Source organism: Delftia sp. SD018 (assembly GCF_017355445.1).
GTDB classification, from domain to species: Bacteria; Pseudomonadota; Gammaproteobacteria; order Burkholderiales; family Burkholderiaceae_C; genus Comamonas; species Comamonas acidovorans.
The window spans coordinates 90,768-107,979 of record NZ_JADDRN010000002.1; the positions used below are offsets into that span (position 1 = coordinate 90,768).

Genomic DNA, 17,212 nt, shown 5'->3' on the forward strand with positions numbered 1-17,212 from the left:
CACTATACGGCGCGCCAGACTCCGCCGAGATCGGTGGGGGTGCCGGCATGTTTACCACCTCTTTTCAGCCTTGGGCTGCGCTGCGCGGCATCGCACCGCATGAAACTGGCGTGATCCGGACCAGGCACACCGCGGGGTGCCACCCAGGGTCCGACCGCTCCTCCCGCACAGCAGGAGGGGAAGGGCGTCAAGCGCCTCAGGGCGCTGCCCACATCGGCAGATCGCCGCTGGCCACGCGCACCTGCCACTCGGCCAGCATCATTTCCTTGACCAGGTCCAGGTGCTCCAGGCGGTGCTCGTTGATCGATCCCAGCGAATCGATCAGCTCCAGGATGGAGCCCTGACCCAGCTTGTAGGCGTCCTGGGCCATCTGGTTGAGCGGCGCGATCTGCGCCAGGCCCTGCTTTTCGTAGGCGCGCACGGCATCGCGGCGCAGCTTCAGTTGCTTGATAGCGCGCTGCAGCTCGGTACGCGCCTCGATCAGCGCGGCGTCGTAGCGCAACTGGGCCTGTTCGGCCTCCACCTGGGCACGCGCGATAGGGCCTTCGCGGCGATCGAACAGCGGCAGCTCCACCGACACGCCGATCTGGTTGTAGTTGCCGTCAAGCCGGTTGCGCACGCGCGCCACGCTCACGCTGGGCGTGGGCAGGGCTTCGCGGCGTTCCAGCTCGACCTTGTGGCGCAGCTGGTCCAGCTCGGCCTGGGCGGCCACCAGGGCCGGCAGGCGCAGGCGCGCGGCCTCCCAAAGCTCCTGCTCGTGCAGCAGCTGGCCCACGGGCACGGCCTGCAGGCTGCCCGTGGCGCGCGGCGCCCATTGGGGCAGGGCGGCCAGGGCGGCGGCGTGCGAGGCGGCGTCCTGCCAGTCCGACTGGGCCTGGCTGACCTGCATGGCCATCTGGGCCTGCTGCAGGCTCAGGCGCGCGCCGTCATAGCGGCTGCGCGCGCCGGCCTCGATCTGGCCGCGCACGATATTGCCTGCGCCGTTCAGCGACTCCTGCGCCTCTTCCCAGACCTTCAGGCGCTGCTGCGTCATCAGCAGGTCGATGAAGGCCGTGGCTGCATCGTTGAGCGTGGTGGCCACGGCCACCTCGACATTGGCACGCGCCGCCGTCTCGCCCTTGCGCGCGTTCTCCATGCGCAAACGCCGCTGGCCGAAGATGGGCAGCGGCTGCTCGATGCCCCACTGCTTCTCGCCCGGCTTGCTGCTGTACGACGCCGTGGGATTGGGAAAGGCCGCCGCCGTGCGGCTGTCCGCCTGCGCAATCCCGATCTGCAGCCGCTGCGCCGCCAGTTGGGGCTGGTTGCGCACCACCATCTGCAGATACTCCTGCATCCCCACCGGCTGCTGCGGCGCAGCCGCCGGAGCCACCTCGGAGGCAGGCGCCGCAGTGATGGCCGGCACAGCCGCCCCGCCAGGTACAGCGGGTGCAGCGGGTGCAGCGGGTGCAGCCTGCTGCGCAAGCGCAGAACCCGCCCCCCAGCACAGCGCCACAGCCACAAACAGGGCCCGATAACGGGCGCTGCCTGCAAAACCGGCGCGACCAAAAGCCAGGGACGCCGAGCTAGAGCCGCCTCGCGGCGAGGGCGTCGTCCCCCCCGCGAAGCGAGAGGGGGAAGCGGCGAAGCCGCTCAGGGGGCTATCACTCTTTTTCATCGAGTTCTTCCTGCGTCAACATGTTCTTGGGGCCCAGCAGCGCATAGAGCACGGGCAGCAGCACCAGGGCCACCAGGGGCAGCACCACCATGCCGCCCACGATCACGGAGGCGAAGGGCTTTTGCGTCTCGCTGCCCACGCCCGTGGACAGTGCCATGGGCAGCAGGCCCAGCAGCGCCAGCAGCGCCACGAGCACGATGGAGCGCATGCGCTCGGCAGCGCCCTCGACCAGGGCCTGCATCATGGGCATGCCCTGCCGTCGCAATTCCTCCACGGCCGAGATCACCAGCAGCCCGGCCAGCGCCACTTGCCCCAGCAAGGCAATGAAGCCGATGGCCGCGCTGATGGACAGCTCGATGCCCGCAAAGTGCAGGGCCGCGATGCCGCCCACCATGGTGAAGGGCGCGCACAGCAAGATGATGCCGGCGCTGCGCGCCTGGCCCAGCGCGCCGAACAGCAGGGCGTAGACGATGATCAGCGACAGCGGCACCACGATCTTCAGGCGTGCGGCCGCGCGCTGCTGGTTCTCCCACTCGCCGCCCCAGACGGCCTGGTAGCCCTCGGGGATCTTCACGTTCTTCTTGAACGTGGCCAGCGTGTCCTTGACCACGGAGCCGATGTCGCGGCCTTCCACGTTGAACTTGAGCGCCATGTAGCGCGCATTGCCTTCGCGGAAGATGGAGGAGTTGCCGATCTTGATGGCGACCTGGCCCACCGAATGCAGCGGCACCGAGCCGCCCGCAGCGCCATTGGGCAGCGGGATGGCGATGTTGCGGATGCGCTCCTCATCCATGCGGTCCACATAGGGCAGGCGCACGCGCACGGGCACGGGGTACTCGCCCTCCCACAGCGTGGTGGAGATGTTGCCGGCCAGCGCCGCCTCCAGCGTCTTTTGCGCGGTCTCCATGGCAATGCCCTGGCGCGCCAGCGACTGGCGGTCGAACTCCACGTGGACCTGGGGTGCAGGCGCATCGCGGTACAGGCCCAGATCGACCACGCCATCGATGTCCTTCACCAGGTCCACGGTCTGCTGCAGGATGGCGCGCAGCTGCGGAATGTCGGGGCCGAAGACCTTGAGCACCACCTGGCCGCGCGCGCCGGACGTCGATTCCTCCACGCTGTCGCGGATGGGCTGGGCGAAGTTGAACGACACGCCCGGAATCTCGCCCAGCGTGGCGCGCATCTGCTCGATGAGCTGGGGCTTGGTCAGGCCCTTGCGCCATTCGCCGTGGCCCTTCAGGCGCACCAGAACCTTGGCCAGGTTCAGCGTCTCGTTGTCGGTGCCGGACTCGGGCCGGCCCTGCTCGGTGGTGACGGTGATCACCTCGGGGAAGGTCTTCAGGCGCAGGCGCACGTCGCGCAGCACTTCCTGGCCCTTTTCCAGCGAGATCGATGCGGGCATCTGCACCAGCACGTAGGCGTCGCCCTCATCGAGCTCGGGCAGGAATTCCGTGCCCAGCCAGGCCGCCGACAGGCCGGCCGCCACCAGGATGGCGAGCGAGCCGACGATGACGATGACGCGGCGGCGCCCGGCACCCAGCAGGGTGCCGATCCAGTGCTGGTAGCCGTGGTGCGCGCGGTCGAAGATCTTGGGCTCTTCCACCATCACGTGCTGGGGCTTGAGGAACAGCGCGCACAGCGCCGGCACCAGGCCCATGGCGAAGACCAGGGCACCCAGCAGCGCGAAGCTGTAGGTCATGGCCAGCGGACGGAAGATGCGGCCCTCGATGCTTTCCAGCGAGAACACGGGGATCAGCGCCGCGATCACGATGGCCATGGCGAACAGCGTGGGCTTGGCCACGGCCACGGCCGAGTCGATGATGATGTGGCGCATGTCCGCCTGCGTCTGCGGCTTGCGCAGGCGGGCGTTGCGGATGATGTTTTCGGCCAGCACCACGGCGCCGTCCACCATGATGCCGAAGTCGATGGCGCCCATGGAGATCAGGTTGGCCGGCATGCCCAGCAGGTGCAGGCCGATGAAGGCCACCAGCAGCGACAGCGGGATCACCGTGGCCACGATCAGCGAGCCGCGCAGGCTGCGCAGGAACAGCCACAGCACGCCCACGATCAGCGTGGCGCCGAACAGCAGGTTGTGCTGCACCGTGCCCAGCGTGTGGCCGACCAGATCGGAGCGGTCGTAGTTGGTCTCCATGTGCATGCCCTCGGGCAGGCCGCCGTCATTGAGCGCGGCCACCTTGGCATGGATCTGGTCCAGCACCACCGAGGGGTTCTCGCCGCGCTTGAGCAGCACGATGCCCTGGACCACGTCGTCGGCATCGTCCATGCCCACCGAGCCCTGGCGCGGCGTGTGCGACTGCACCACGCGCGCCACGTCGCCAATGGTCACGGGCGCGCTGCCGCGCATGGCCACGACCACGCCCTGGATCTCCTGCGGCGTGCGCAGCAGGCCGATGCCGCGGATGATCAGCGACTGCTCGCCCCGGCGCATCAGGCCGCCGCCCACGTTGCGGTTGGACTTGGACAGGGCATCGCTCACGTCTTCCAGCGACAGGCCCAGCGCATACAGCTTCTCGGGATCCACCTCGACGTGGTACTCCTTGACGAAGCCGCCGATGCTGACCACGTCGGCCACGCCCTGCACCTGCTTGAGGGTGCGGACCACGCGCCATTCCTGCTCGGTGCGCAGCTGTGCCAGCGTGTGGCGGTCGCTCTTCAGGCGGTAGTAGAAGATCTTGCCCAGCGGCGTGTAGTCGGGCGCCATCTCGGGCGTGACGCCGTCGGGCAGATTGGCCTGGGGCAGGCGCTGCGACACCTCGGCGCGCGCATGGAAGCTGTCGGCATCGTCATTGAAGACGAGGTTGATCATGGCCAGGCCGAAGTAGCTCTCCGAGCGCAGCGACACCAGGCCCGGCGTGCCGTTGAGCTCGCGCTCCAGCGGCTGGGTGATCTGGCGCTCCACCTCCTCGGGGGCCAGGCCCGGCGCCTGGGCAATCACGCCGACCTGCACATTGGTCACATCGGGATAGGCCTCGATGGCCGTGTGCAGGTATGAATACACGCCATAGATGGCGATGATCAGGGTGGCACACAGGGCGACGAGCCGCCGGTGCACCACAAACGCTATCAGGGAACGCAGCATTGATGAGTCTCCTGGCCGCGATCAGAGCAGCTGGCTGGCTGCGCCGTCGAGCAGCAGGCCACCGCGCACGACGATCTTTTCACCCGACTTCAGGCCCGACACCACGGGCACCATGCCGCGCGAGGGCCGGCCCAGCACCACGGTGCGGGCCTCGAACTGCTGCTCGCCGGTCTGCACGAAGACGATGCTGCGGCTTTCATCCTTGATGAGCACGGCCGTCACGGGGATCAGCATCTCGTGCTCGTTGGAGACCTGCAGGCCCACGCGCGCCTGCATGCCGGAACGCAGCACGGGGTTCTGCGCATCGAGCTGCACGATGACGGAGGCGCGGCGCGACTCCTTGTCCAGCGTGGCGCCCAGGTGGCGCACCGTGCCGGTCAGGGGCTTGGGCAGCTGCGGCACATCGACCTGCACGGCACTGCCCAGGCGGATGCCGGGCAGATCGCTTTCAAAGACATCGGCCACCACGTTCATGGCGGCGGGATCGCCGATCAGGAACAGCTCGCCGCTGGGCTCGACCGAGGCGCCGACCACGGCCTTGCGCTCGGCCACCACGCCGGCGCGCGGCGCACGCAGCACCAGCCGGTCGCCGCCACCTTGCCCCAGCAGCGCCGACGTGCCCTGAGCACGCGCCAGCTCCTGGGCCGACTCGCGCAGCTTGGCCTGGGCCGCACGCAGATCCACTTCCACGCCCACGCCCTTGTCCACCATGGTCTGCTGGCGCCGTACTTCCACGGTTGCCACGTCATGCGCGCTGCGGGCAGCTTCCACCTCGTAGCGCACACGCAGTGCCTCGGGGCTGACCAGGGTGGCCAGCTCGTCGCCGGCCTTGACGATGTCACCCACGTGGGCACGAACCGACACCACGCGCGCGGCCAGCGGCACCGAGACGGTGGCCACGCGGTCCTCGGCAAAGGCCACACGTGCGGGCGCCCAGGCCATTTGCGTGCCCTGCGGATCGGCCACCACGGCGATGTCCAGCATCTTCAGCGACTCGGGCTTGACCCGCACCACGCCGGCCGGCGCGGGCGCCTGCACGGCAGGTTCGTTCTGTGCCGATGCCTTGGATGCATCGCAGCCCGCCACAAGGCAGGCCACGGCGATGACAGCGCATGCCGATGCCGCCGGAAACCGGGCTGCCTTCGGCAGGCCCGCAAATGTCTTGATCATTCTTGCCCCTTCAATCCATGCCTGGAGCGCAGGGACTGCAGCGAGCCGACCCTTGTCTCCTGAGATGAAACAGATGCTAGAAAACGCATCTTCCTGCGTGCGTGAAGCCTTCATTACCGTTTGGTAAGACATTCGCGTACCTGGGCCGGCGCCCGGGGGCCGAGGCCCGCTTCCCGGCAGGGATCGCCTGCGCTTTTTCGAGAACCAGCGCGATCCGCTGCGCCGCCGCGGACCTGCCGCCTGGCGGTGCACCAAGGCCCCAGCCGCAGCAGCTGCAGCGGCCGCAGACCTGTGGATATCCCGGGGAAAAACTTACTCTGCAAAGCCAAAGATCTGCACAGGCCCTGTTTTCCACAGTGGTGACAACTTCCACCGTCTTCTGGAAATCTCGGGGAACCTGAACCCATGAAAAACCCGTTGCAAATCAACGGTGAATGGCGACAATCACCCAATCAATCCACAAGCATGCCAACAACATGCACACAGGATTGATCACAGGCCGAGCACCCTGGCCGCTGTGGGCAAGACTGTGGATGCGGCTACGCGCATGGCCATCAACGGCCATGGGAACAATCCAGGAACAGCCGGTGGACAGATGTCCATCCCGGTGACCGATACCCACCTGTGCACACATGCGATTGGCGGGTTCAGTGATCCATATGACGGGCAGCTTGTAGGCTGTACGGCATACGAAAAACGCGCTTTGTGCGCTGTATTTCATAAGATTTCGCATCTTATTTAATACATATCACTGTACGAATCTTTATAAACAGATGGACCAAGATGATCCATTTGGTCAAAACACGCCGAAATGCATGAAAAAAAATGGGCTGATCAGGCCCTGAAATCCTTTGATGACGTGGTCGGGGCCATCCCAGGGTTCCGAAATCGTGAGGGGCAGCGAAAAATGGCGGCCCAGATCGCGCAAACCTTCAGCCAGGCCCAGCTGGGAAAAATCGATGAGGGCGCACCGGAGCCCACCCGGTCCATTGCCGTGGTGCAGGCCGGAACGGGGGTGGGCAAATCGCTGGCGTACAGCATTCCCGCCATTTCGATGGCGCTGGCGCGCGGCACCCGGGTGCTGATTTCCACGGCCACCGTCGCCCTGCAGGAACAGCTGGTGAACAAGGATCTGCCCGCGCTGGCCCAGCAGCTGGAGCAGCCCTTCAAATTCGCGCTGGCCAAGGGGCGGGGCCGCTTTGTCTGCAAGCTCAAGCTGGAGCGGCTGGCCAGCACCGGCGAGGCCCAGGACGAGGATCTGGACGATCTGTTCGCCGAAGAAAAGGCGCAGGCCCAAAGCCGCGTGGCACGCCCGGCCCAGGAGCTGGAGGCGCGCATGCAGTTCTACAAAAGCATGGCCAACGCGCTGGCGTCCCAGGCCTGGGACGGCGACCGCGACTCTCTGGAAACCCCTCCCGAGGCCGAGGCCTGGAGCCCCGTGGCGGCCGAATCCTCGTCCTGCACCGGCAAGCACTGTCCGGCCTTCAGCAACTGCGTCTACTACGAGCGCCGCAAGGACCTGGTGGCCGCCCAGGTCATCGTGGCCAACCACGATCTGCTGCTGTCGTCCCTGGGCGCGCGGCTGCTGCCCGAACTGGACAACTGCCTGCTGGTGCTGGACGAAGCGCACCATCTGCCCGCCACGGCGCTGGGCCAATTCGCCGGCGAGATGGACCTGAGCCGCCTGGGCTGGATAGACAAGCTGACCAGCCGCGCCCTGCGCGTGAACACTATGGTCGAGGTCGAAGAACTGGCAGACCTTCCAGCCCATGCCAGCCAGCTGCGCCAGCAGCTGCAGGAACTGGCGCGCCTGGTGATGGAGCTGTACGGCGATACGCTCAAGTCACAAAAGGACAGCTGGGGGCCGGCGCGGGTGCGCGCACCGCGAGGCATGCTGCCCGAGCCCCTGCTGGAGCCTCTGGGCAAGGCCGCCCACCATGCCAACAGCTTTCTGGATGCGCTGCGCGCCATCTCCAAGGCACTGCGCGCCGCCATCAAGGACAATCCAGAGGAAGCACGCAGGCTGTCTACAGCTTATGCACAGGTTGGCGCACTGGCTCCCCGCCTGGAATCCGTCTATGACACGGCCCAGCTGCTGATGCAACAGCCAGCGCAGGATGACGACAGTAGCCGCGTTCCCAATGCAAAATGGTTCACGTTGGAGACAGATGGCGAGTACATCGTGGTCAAGGCCCATGCCAGCCCCATCCTGCCCGGTGCCACGCTGCGCCACCATCTGTGGTCCCAGGTGCGCGGTGCCGTGCTCACGTCGGCCACCCTGACCAGCTGTGGACAATTCGACTTCTTTTTGCGCGAGGCAGGCCTGCACGACGATGCGGCCGTGACCACGCTGGAAGTGCCCAGCCCCTTCGACTACGCGCGCCAGGGCACGCTGGTGGCGCGCGAAACCGTGGCCGACCCCAAGGAGGCCGCCCGCTTCACCCAGGAGATGGTGGACGCGCTGCTGGGCGACCTGTCCCACGTGCAGGCCGGCGCCCTGGTGCTGTTCACCTCGCGCGAGCAGATGCGCCTGGCGGTCGATGCGCTGTCCACGGCCATGCGCTCGCAGGTGCTGGTGCAGACGGCCATGCCCCGCGCCCTGCTGCTGGCCCGCCACCGCGATGCCGTGGAGATGGGCGAGCCGTCCATCATCTTCGGCATGCAGTCCTTCGGCGAGGGCCTGGACCTGCCCGGCGCGCTGTGCGAGTCCCTGTTCATCACCAAGCTGCCCTTTGCCCCGCCCGACGACCCCGTGGGCGAGGCCCGGGCCGAATGGCTGCGCAGCAGCGGCCGCAACCCCTTCAATGAGCTGGTGGTGCCGGCCACGGCGATCCGCCTGGCCCAGTGGGTGGGCCGCGCCATACGCACCGAGGAAGACCAGGCCCATGTGTATTGCTATGACCGGCGCCTGGTGAACACGAGCTATGGCCAGCAGCTGCTCAAAGGCCTGCCGCCCTTTGCCTTGCAGCGCCGCCCGGCACGCTGAGCTGGACCCTGTGGAAAGCATGCGAAAAACAGGCAGCACCCTGTCGCCACTGCATTCCCTTGCATACGCAAGTCATTGATCACGGCTGATTTTTTCAATCAGCGAGCTTGCCGATTGCCCACAGGCCACTTGCACACAGCCTGTGGGCAACTGTATTTCCCGGCTCCCGCATCTCCCTACATGCCCTCTGCAGCACGGTCCCGGATCCCGCTGAATCTCGCAGACCGTGCCTGCTCCCCGGCCCGGCCATACCCGCCAACAGACCCCTCCAACAGGCCTGTGGAACGCCCAGGACGCGCTTGCGCGGGCAACCCAGGGCCTGACAGCTGCCCAGCCTCCACGGTCCTCTGCAGGCCGCTGAAGCGCTCGGGCTGATTCACATCCTCTTGCCCTGGTGCGCCAGCAGCCATCACTTTTCGTGATTGCCCTTGCCTGGACTGGATCTGCTGTTCCTGATCTGGATGCGCAGTCCTCTTGCAGGCCGGCAACAAGGGGTTGAATTTTTTTGAATGGCCGAACACTGCCTCTGGCGCATCCGCTTGCGTCCGCCTGGCAGGCCGCGTTTTCCTGAAGTCTTCCACGTCCAGTGCACAGCCCGTTGTGGAAAAGCGCCCGTTCCACAGCGTTCCTGCGAGGCCGCGAGGAAGTCTTGTCTTCGTGCTTCTTCGTGCATACGGCCATGGCGCGCGAGCCGATCCGGAATTTTTTGAACACAGGCGCGCCAATTTCGCTGGAGCAGTCCCTCGTCTGGACATGCCCAGGCTCCAGACAACCTGGCACGTCTGTTTTTTTGAAAAACCGTTCGGCCTTCGCTTCCCGCGTGACTTCCCCTTCGGTTGTTCTTTGATCTTCTTATAAAGAATAGTCGTAGTAGTAGAGGCATGACATCTCTGTGGATAACTCCCTATTCCTCAAAAAAAACAATGTCTTGCCCGATTGAAAAACATGTGATCAAAGCCCTGTTCCCGGTGTCTCCCGAACGGGGATAGTTTGCCTGTTTCGATTTTTTCTGTGGATAACTGTTGAGTTGGTCTTCATCTATCCACAGTTTTGTGCGAGGTGCATTTTTTCCTTTATTGAACTTCAAGTTGTTGATCTAAAAGGATTTTTTTGTTTATCAAGGTGGAAACAAGGCTTGCCAGACATGGATGAGCACATGGTCTGGCAGTGCTGTGACCTGTTGACAGGCCGTTTTTCCTGATGGACCGGCTGCCTTTTTTTATCCAGAACGGTCTTGCCGCTGTGAAAAACCGTCCTTGGCTGTTATTCCTATCTCTCTTATTTTTTAATTAGTAGTAGTAGTAAGTGAAGTGCTTAATTGTTGATAACTGAATTTGTCTTATAAAAATCAACAACTTAAGACACTTCAAACCCTGTGGTGGATGCTGCTTCGCTGCTGCACACGTTTTGGGCACAACTTTCCATGGCGCATCCTCCTTGTGGATAAGCATGGATTTACGAGATTTTTATGCCCAGGTTTTTCCACAGGGTGGTTGAGGACAAAAAAAGACCACCTCGAAGGTGGTCTTGCCGGGATCCGCAACCGTGATCAGAAATGGTGGGCGTAGCGCAGCTGCAGGAAGTTTTCGCCGGGGTTGGGTTTCTTGATGCCTGCGTTGGAATGGTGCTCCAGCCGCAGCACCAGCTCATGCTGGCCCTGGCTGCCAAACAGGTAGCCCACGCCGATATGGGTGGCGAAGTTGTAGCGCGTGGGGAATTCCTTCTCGTCCGTGACGTAGCGACGGTTCAGCGCCCAGCTCAGGCCCACGCCGGTTTCTGCAAACCAGGGCGACTGCCCGTTGCTGGGGCGCCAGCGCACGGTGGGATTCACGCCGATGACCCAGGTGCCGCGATCGCGACCCTCCAGCGGCGCCGACCAGCGGGCGCCCCAGACATCCCAGTAGCCGCTGAGCTGGCCGCCCCACAGCGCATGGCGCCAGTTGCGCCAGGGCACGGTGACGCCCACGGTCCAGGCGTCGGCACTGTGCTCTGCCGCGCCGTATTGCAGGTACATGGAGGGGGAGGATTCCGGCGTGGACTGCGCCTGCGCCGCCAGGGGCAGGACGGCCGCTGCACCGGCCAGCAGCACGGCGGCAAAACTTCCGGGTCGTCCTGGTCGCTCTGGTCGCCCTGAACGTTCTGGTGGATGTTTGCGCGCCGTTGCGTGGTTCTGGCAGCTGGATGGCGTCGTTTGAGTGTTTTTGGGGGCCATGATCTTCTCCGGGGCAGCACACAATGCTGTGCCTGTTCCACTCTAGGCAGTCCGGGGAAGATCGGGGAGTCAGCAAAAAAGCCCTTGCACTGTCGGCCGCCTGACAAGGCGTCCGTGCAAGGGCTGACGCAAGCAATCCGGCTGCCCGCTGGGGGCGGGCAGGCCAGGTGGCTGCTTACTGGGCGGGTGCCGGGGCAGGGCGGGCCTGGCCGCTCCTGTGGTCATGGCGCGGGCCGTGGTCCATGCCGTGGTGGCCGGGGTGGCCCTTGTGCAGCGTGGCGGCATCGAAGGTCTTTTGCTGGCTGGCGTCCAGCTGGGCGTAGAAGGCCTTGGTGGCTTCGCCGCGGCGATCGGCATCGGCCGCGCGCTGGGCGCGCATTTCACGCATCTTGTCGATGCGCTGGGGCGTGGTCAGCTTGGCGAAGTCCTCGCGCTCCATGCGCTGGGGACGCTCGCCGGGCTTGAAGGTGGCCGCATAGGTGTTCCATGCGGTCTCCTGGGCCGGCGTGAGCTTGAGGTCGGCCTTGAGCTTGGCGATGCGCTGCTGCATGTGCTCCCTGCGGTCGCCGTTCTTGTGCATGGAGCGATCGGGCTTGGGCGCTGTGGGGGTAGCGGCGGCGGCGGGAGCTGCCGGCGCGGCGGTCTGGGCGTACGAGGGCAGGGCGAACGATGCCAGCAAGGCGGTGGCAGCGGCGGCGCTGGCGAGGGTGCGGCGGAAGGTGGTGGTCATTCCAAAATCCTTTCTGGAGAGGGTGACTGAAGGCCGCCGTCAAGGCACTTGGCGAGCCCTGTGCAGCGGATGATTGAAGTGTGGTCGTCCGATGTATCGGGGCAGTGAGGTTTTGCGCACGGCTTGTAAAGAATTGACAAGCTTGTGCAGCGCCGTCCGGTGCCAGGCATGCACAATGACCGGGCGGGGCGCCAAGGCATGGCGCCCCTGCTGTTTTTTCTGTTTTCTCCCTCTGGATGGAGGCGGCGCAGCCCGGTGTTGCACACCCCTGCTGCGGCGCAGCCGCAGTCCGTCCGAGCAAAGGTTCGCTATGTTCAAAAACATGATCGTCTATCGCATTGCCGAGAGCTGGCAGGGCGATTTGCAGCAGCTTGAAGAAGCCCTGGGCAAGAGCCCGTTTGCCGAGTGCGGCGCCACGCAGGAGCGCAGCGCCGGCTGGGTGCCGCCGCGCGGCGAGCCCCATGGCCCGCTGGCCGAGTCCGTGGCCAATCAGTGGGTGATGCGCTTCATGACCGAGGCCAAGATGCTGCCGGCCAGCGTGCTCAACCGCCGCGTCAACGAAAAGGCTGCCCACATCGAGGCCACCGAAGGCCGCAAGCCCGGCAAGAAGGAAAAGAAGGAACTCAAGGACGAGGCCAAGCTGGACCTGCTGCCCATGGCCTTCACCAAGCAGGGCGCCATGTGGGTCTGGCTGGACCCGCAGGCCCGCACCCTGGTGCTGGACACGGGCAGCCAGGCGCGCGCCGACGAGGTGGTCAGCTCGCTGGTGGAGGGCCTCACTGGCTTTGCGCTGGCCCTGGTCGATACGCAGACCAGCGCCCAGGCCGCCATGGCGCACTGGCTGACCACGCAGGAAAGCCCGGCCGGCTTTTCGATTGACCGCGAATGCGAGCTCAAGGCCGCCGACGAATCCAAGGCCGTGGTGCGCTATGCGCGCCATCCGCTGGACATCGACGAGGTGCGCCAGCATATCGAGCACGGCAAGCTGCCCACGCGCCTGGCGCTGACCTGGGATGACCGCGTGAGCTTTGTGCTGACCGAGGGTCTGCAGATCCGCAAGATCGCGCTGCTCGATGCCGTGATGGAAGGCCAGTCGCAGGACGACGGCGGCTTCGATGCCGATGTGGCGATTGCCACGGGCGAGCTGTCCCGGCTCATCCCCGATCTGATCGAGGCACTGGGCGGGGAAGGGCGCACGGGCCTGGGCCAGGATCTGCCGGCATCGCTTCAGACGCCCGCTGCCCAGAATCCTACAGCGACACAAGCGGCACCGCGTGCAGCGGCCTCGGGCCGTGGTGCGTTGACGGGGCCGGCCCTGGCGCCCGTGGATACGGCGCCTGAAGAAGCGCCTTTCTAAGCCGGCAGGCGGCTGCGGTGGCGATGTTTCATGTGAAACATCGCCACGCTCAGGCGGCGCTCAGACTCTTTCAAAGATGGCCGAGATCCCTTGGCCGCCACCAATGCACATGGTCACCAGCGCATAGCGGCCGCCCGTGCGCTGCAGCTCGGCGATGGCCTTGGTGGTGATGATGGCGCCCGTGGCACCCACGGGGTGGCCCAGCGAGATGCCCGAGCCGTTGGGGTTGACCTTGGCCGGGTCCATGCCCAGCTGCTGGATCACGGCGCAGGCCTGGGCCGCGAAGGCCTCGTTGGCCTCGACCACGTCCATGTCTGCAATCTTCAGGCCTGTGCGCTGCAGCACTTTCTGCGTGGCCGGCACGGGGCCTATGCCCATGTAGGCGGGGTCCACGCCGGCATGTGCGTAGCCCACCAGGCGCGCCAGCGGCTTCAGTCCCAGGGCCGCCACGCGATCGCCTGCGGCCAGGGCCACTGCGGCGGCGCCGTCGTTGATGCCCGAGGCATTGCCGGCCGTCACGCTGCCGCCTTCCTTGCGGAACGCGGGCTTCATGGTGGACAGCAATTCGATGGTGGTGCTGGCGCGCACATGCTCGTCGGTATCGAAGACCACGACGCCCTTGCGCGTGGCGATTTCCACGGGAACGATCTGCTCCTTGAAGTGGCCTGCCGCAATGGCAGCGGCCGCGCGCTGGTGGCTGGCTGCCGCCAGTTCGTCCTGCATTTCGCGGCTGATGTGGTAGCGCTCGGCCACGTTTTCGGCCGTGATGCCCATGTGCATTTTCTGCCAGGGGTCGTGCAGGATGCCCAGCATGTAGTCGATGCTCTTGGCGTCGCCCATGCGCGCGCCCCAGCGGGCGGCCTGGTCGAAGTAGGGCCCGCGGCTCATGGACTCGCTGCCGCCGCCGATGGCCACGTCGCAGTCGCCCAGCGCAATGGCCTGGGCGGCAGAGACGATGGCCTGCAGGCCGGAGCCGCACAGCCGGTTGACGTTGAAGGCCGGCGTCTCGATGGGGCAGCCCGCATCGATGGCGGCCACGCGCGAGAGGTAGGCGTCCTTGGTATCGGTGGGGATCACATTGCCCATGACCACGTGGCCGACGGCGTCGGGCGCCAGGCCCGCGCGCTCGATGGCCGCCTTGACGGCCGTGGTGGCCAGCTGGGTGTTGGGTACGTCCTTGAGGCTGCCGCCGAAGGTGCCGATGGCGGTGCGCGCAGTGCCGACGACGAAGACGTCGCGTGGGGTCATGGTGAAGCTCCTCGAAGCGATGAACACGGGGGATGGAGTGCATTGTGCCGGGCAGGCGGCAGGCAGCGCAGCCGCCTCGGCGTCAGTTCCGGGCGCAGGTCAACGCCCCTCGAATTGCGGCGTCTGCTTGGCGTGGAACGCCGCAATGCCGCGCGGCAGGTCGGCCGTGCGCGCACAGGCATCGAAGGCGCAGGCCTCGGCGGCCAGCTGGTCGCGCAGGCTGCGGTCCAGGCCCGCGCGCATGAGGCGGCGCATATGGCCCAGCGCCACCGTGGGGCCGGCGGCCAGGCGCTGGGCCAGCTGCTGCACGGCGGCGTCGAGTTCGGCGGGCGGCAGGACGCGGTTGACGAGGCTCAGGCGCTGCGCTTGGGCGCAGTCCAGGGTCTCGCCCAGCATGGCGATCTCCAGCGCGTTGCGCAGGCCCACGATGCGCGGCAGCGCCCAGGAGGCTCCCACGTCGCAGCTGGCGCCCAGGTTGATGTAGGCCAGGTTGAAGCGCGTGCCCTCGGCCGCGTAGACGAAGTCGGCCTGCAGCATCAGAGACAGGCCAGCGCCTGCCGCCGCGCCATGCACCTTGGCGATGACGGGCGCATCGAGCTGGCCCAGCAGCGCCACGGCCTCGTTGAGCGGCGCCAGCAGCTCGGCCGCGCCGCGCACGGGGTCGGCGGCCAGCGTGTCCAGGTCGCCGCCCGCCATGAAGGCGCGGCCCGCGCCGTTCAGCACCACGCAGCGCAGCGCGCGGTCCTGGGCCAGGGTGCGCACGGCGTCGCGCAGTGCCAGCGCCATGGGCACGTCGATGGCGTTGAGGGCGGCGGGGCGGTGGAAGGTCAGCGTGGCGATGGCGCCTTCGCGGTGCAGCAGCAGCGGGGTGTCTTGCGTGTCGGTCATGGGAGCGGATCAGTGGTACAGGGCGTCGATTTCGGCGGCGTAGGTCTTGTAGATGGACGAGCGGCGCACCTTCATCGTGGCCGTGACTTCGCCATCGTCGTGGTCCAGTTCCTTGGTCAGCAGATGGAAGCGCCGCACATGCGAGACCTGGGCCAGGCGGGCATTGCCCTGCGCGATCTCGGCATCGATCAGCGCGCGCACCTCGGCCATCTCGGCCAGGGAGCGGAAATGCGTGAAGGGAATGCGCCGCGCCTGGGCCCATTGGCCAACCGTCTCGTAGTCGATCTGCACCAGCGCGCCCACGAACTTGCGGCCCTCGGCGACGACGATGCACTCCTTGATGAAGGGGCTGGACTTCATGGTGTTCTCGATCTCCGAGGGCGTGAGGTTCTTGCCACCGGCGGTGATCATGATGTCCTTGAGGCGGTCCACGATGCGCAGCTGGCCGCCCTGCACGCGCACCACGTCGCCCGTGTGCAGCCAGCCGTCCTGCAGGCTTTGCGCCGTGGCCTCGGGGTTCTTGTAGTAGCCCGCGAAAACCATGTCGCCCTTGATCTGGAGTTCGCCGCTGCCGTCGCCTTCGTCACCGGGCTGGCCGCCATGGCTGGCGATGCGCCATTGCACGCCTTCGGTGGCCACGCCCACGGTGCCCACGGCCACGTCGTCCAGGCGGTGGCCGGTAACCATTCCCGTGGATTCGGTCAGCCCGTAGACCTCGATCAGCGGCACGCCCAGCGTGCGGAAAAAGCGGACCACGTCGGGCGGTATGGGCGCGGCGCCGGTGAGCGCCACGCGTGTCTCGCGCAGGCCGATGAAGTTCTGCAGCGCGCGCAGCACGCTCCAGTAGCTGGCGGCCCAGGCCAGGCGCTCGGCCAGGCTCCACTGCCTGCGGGGCTTTTCGGCCAGCGGCGCGCAGGCCGCCATGGCGCGCCGGTAGAGCGCGCGGCGCAGCGGCCCGGTCTCCTGCATCTTGATGCTGATGGCCGCATGCAGCTTCTCCCAGATGCGCGGCACGCCCAGGAACATGTTGGGCGCGACTTCGCGCAGGTCTTCCTGCACCGTGCGGATGGACTCGCCAAAGTGCACCTGCGAGCCCAGGTAGACGGGCACGAAGCTGGTCAGCATCTGCTCGGCCACGTGGCACAGCGGCAGGTAGGACAGGTGGCGCGTGCCGCCGTCCAGCCCCAGCCGCTCGGCAATGCCGGGCACCACGCCGCGGATGTTGCGGTAGGTGATCATGGCGCCCTTGGGCTTGCCGGTGGAGCCCGAGGTGTAGATCATCAGCCCCACGTCATCCAGCGTCTGGCGTGCCAGCGCCTGTTCGATGGGGGCGCGGCTGGCGGCCTGGGCAGCCTGGGCGCCCAGGCGCTCGACCTCGTCGAAGGTGGCGATCAGGGCGCGGACCTCCGGCGCGAAGCTGCGCAGGCCCTTGGTCTCCATGACGATGATCTTCTTCAGGCGCGGCAGCTGGGGCAGGGCGGCCAGCAGCTTGTCGGTCTGCTCCTGGTCCTCGCAGACCATGATGTCCACATCGGCATGGCCCGCCACATAGGCGACCTCGGGCGTGGGGCTGGTGGGGTACACGCCCACGGTGATGGCGCCGATCAGGCCCGCGCCCATCTGGGCCAGCACCCACTCGATGCGGTTCTCGGAGATCACGCCCATGTGGCCGCCTGGCGGCAGGCCCAGCTGTGCCAGGCCCAGCCCGAAGTGGCTGGCACGCTCGTGGTAGCGCGCCCAGCTGGTGGGCTTCCAGATGCCGAAGTCCTTTTGCCGTATGGCCACGCGCCGGGCATCGCTGCGCGCGCGTTCGGCCAGCATCTGGGGCAGGGTGAGTTCGGGAAGGGCTTGCATGTGCGTTCCCAGG

Annotated in this window: 10 protein-coding genes; 2 read left to right on the plus strand and 8 right to left on the minus strand. The window is 66.4% G+C overall.

The features are described from left to right. Positions 1–196: 196 nt before the first annotated feature. The 3 genes from INR38_RS03465 to INR38_RS03475 are packed head-to-tail and all read right to left on the minus strand — an operon-like array spanning position 197 to position 5,924. Entirely contained in the window at positions 197–1,654 is a 1,458-nt protein-coding gene (locus tag INR38_RS03465; RefSeq protein WP_207442577.1) for a TolC family protein, read from the minus strand. Continuing rightward, the gene (locus tag INR38_RS03470; protein WP_199958649.1) at positions 1,641–4,754 is read right to left on the minus strand and encodes a CusA/CzcA family heavy metal efflux RND transporter; all 3,114 of its coding nucleotides are present in this window, start codon (positions 4,752–4,754) and stop codon (positions 1,641–1,643) included. Before INR38_RS03470 ends, INR38_RS03465 begins: the two co-directional genes overlap by 14 nt. A 21-nt stretch (positions 4,755–4,775) precedes the next feature. Then, positions 4,776–5,924 (minus strand): efflux RND transporter periplasmic adaptor subunit, encoded by a 1,149-nt coding sequence (locus INR38_RS03475; RefSeq protein ID WP_013799937.1) that lies wholly within the window; start codon positions 5,922–5,924, stop codon positions 4,776–4,778. An 811-nt stretch (positions 5,925–6,735) separates the two neighbouring features. On the opposite strand from INR38_RS03475, the gene dinG reads away from it, so the two are divergent. Next, positions 6,736–8,910, plus strand: a complete 2,175-nt coding sequence (gene dinG, locus INR38_RS03480; RefSeq protein ID WP_207442578.1) for an ATP-dependent DNA helicase DinG — start codon at positions 6,736–6,738, stop codon at positions 8,908–8,910. A gap of 1,549 nt (positions 8,911–10,459) precedes the next feature. Here dinG and INR38_RS03485 read toward each other — a convergent pair. Together INR38_RS03485 and INR38_RS03490 are read right to left on the minus strand one after the other, a co-directional pair. After that, positions 10,460–11,122, minus strand: coding sequence for an acyloxyacyl hydrolase (locus INR38_RS03485; protein ID WP_207442579.1), 663 nt, complete (start codon positions 11,120–11,122; stop codon positions 10,460–10,462). Positions 11,123–11,297: 175 nt separating this feature from the next. Beyond that, positions 11,298–11,852: a Spy/CpxP family protein refolding chaperone gene (locus INR38_RS03490; protein ID WP_207442580.1), complete on the minus strand. Its 555-nt coding sequence runs from the start codon at positions 11,850–11,852 to the stop codon at positions 11,298–11,300. Positions 11,853–12,162: 310 nt separating this feature from the next. On the opposite strand from INR38_RS03490, the gene INR38_RS03495 reads away from it, so the two are divergent. Beyond that, positions 12,163–13,209, plus strand: a complete 1,047-nt coding sequence (locus INR38_RS03495; protein ID WP_207442581.1) for a recombination-associated protein RdgC — start codon at positions 12,163–12,165, stop codon at positions 13,207–13,209. A 60-nt stretch (positions 13,210–13,269) separates the two neighbouring features. Here the strand turns inward: INR38_RS03495 and INR38_RS03500 are convergent, their stop codons facing one another. The 3 genes from INR38_RS03500 to INR38_RS03510 all read right to left on the minus strand — a co-directional run bounded on the left by INR38_RS03500 (position 13,270) and on the right by INR38_RS03510 (position 17,199). Next, positions 13,270–14,457 carry an acetyl-CoA C-acyltransferase family protein gene (locus INR38_RS03500; RefSeq protein WP_207442582.1) on the minus strand — a complete coding sequence of 396 codons (1,188 nt, stop codon included), beginning with the start codon at positions 14,455–14,457 and terminating at the stop codon, positions 13,270–13,272. A gap of 99 nt (positions 14,458–14,556) precedes the next feature. Continuing rightward, positions 14,557–15,345: an enoyl-CoA hydratase-related protein gene (locus INR38_RS03505; protein WP_207442583.1), complete on the minus strand. Its 789-nt coding sequence runs from the start codon at positions 15,343–15,345 to the stop codon at positions 14,557–14,559. A 9-nt stretch (positions 15,346–15,354) separates the two neighbouring features. After that, positions 15,355–17,199, minus strand: a complete 1,845-nt coding sequence (locus INR38_RS03510; RefSeq protein WP_207442584.1) for an AMP-binding protein — start codon at positions 17,197–17,199, stop codon at positions 15,355–15,357. Positions 17,200–17,212 lie beyond the last annotated feature (13 nt).

Excerpts from the sequence above, each read along its gene's own strand:
- INR38_RS03465 (WP_207442577.1), bottom strand. The coding sequence starts at position 1,654 with ATGAAAAAGAGTGATAGCCCCCTGAGCGGCTTCGCCGCTTCCCCCTCT.
- INR38_RS03470 (WP_199958649.1), bottom strand. The coding sequence starts at position 4,754 with ATGCTGCGTTCCCTGATAGCGTTTGTGGTGCACCGGCGGCTCGTCGCC.
- INR38_RS03475 (WP_013799937.1), bottom strand. The coding sequence starts at position 5,924 with ATGATCAAGACATTTGCGGGCCTGCCGAAGGCAGCCCGGTTTCCGGCG.
- dinG (WP_207442578.1), top strand. The coding sequence starts at position 6,736 with ATGCATGAAAAAAAATGGGCTGATCAGGCCCTGAAATCCTTTGATGAC.
- INR38_RS03485 (WP_207442579.1), bottom strand. The coding sequence starts at position 11,122 with ATGGCCCCCAAAAACACTCAAACGACGCCATCCAGCTGCCAGAACCAC.
- INR38_RS03490 (WP_207442580.1), bottom strand. The coding sequence starts at position 11,852 with ATGACCACCACCTTCCGCCGCACCCTCGCCAGCGCCGCCGCTGCCACC.
- INR38_RS03495 (WP_207442581.1), top strand. The coding sequence starts at position 12,163 with ATGTTCAAAAACATGATCGTCTATCGCATTGCCGAGAGCTGGCAGGGC.
- INR38_RS03500 (WP_207442582.1), bottom strand. The coding sequence starts at position 14,457 with ATGACCCCACGCGACGTCTTCGTCGTCGGCACTGCGCGCACCGCCATC.
- INR38_RS03505 (WP_207442583.1), bottom strand. The coding sequence starts at position 15,345 with ATGACCGACACGCAAGACACCCCGCTGCTGCTGCACCGCGAAGGCGCC.
- INR38_RS03510 (WP_207442584.1), bottom strand. The coding sequence starts at position 17,199 with ATGCAAGCCCTTCCCGAACTCACCCTGCCCCAGATGCTGGCCGAACGC.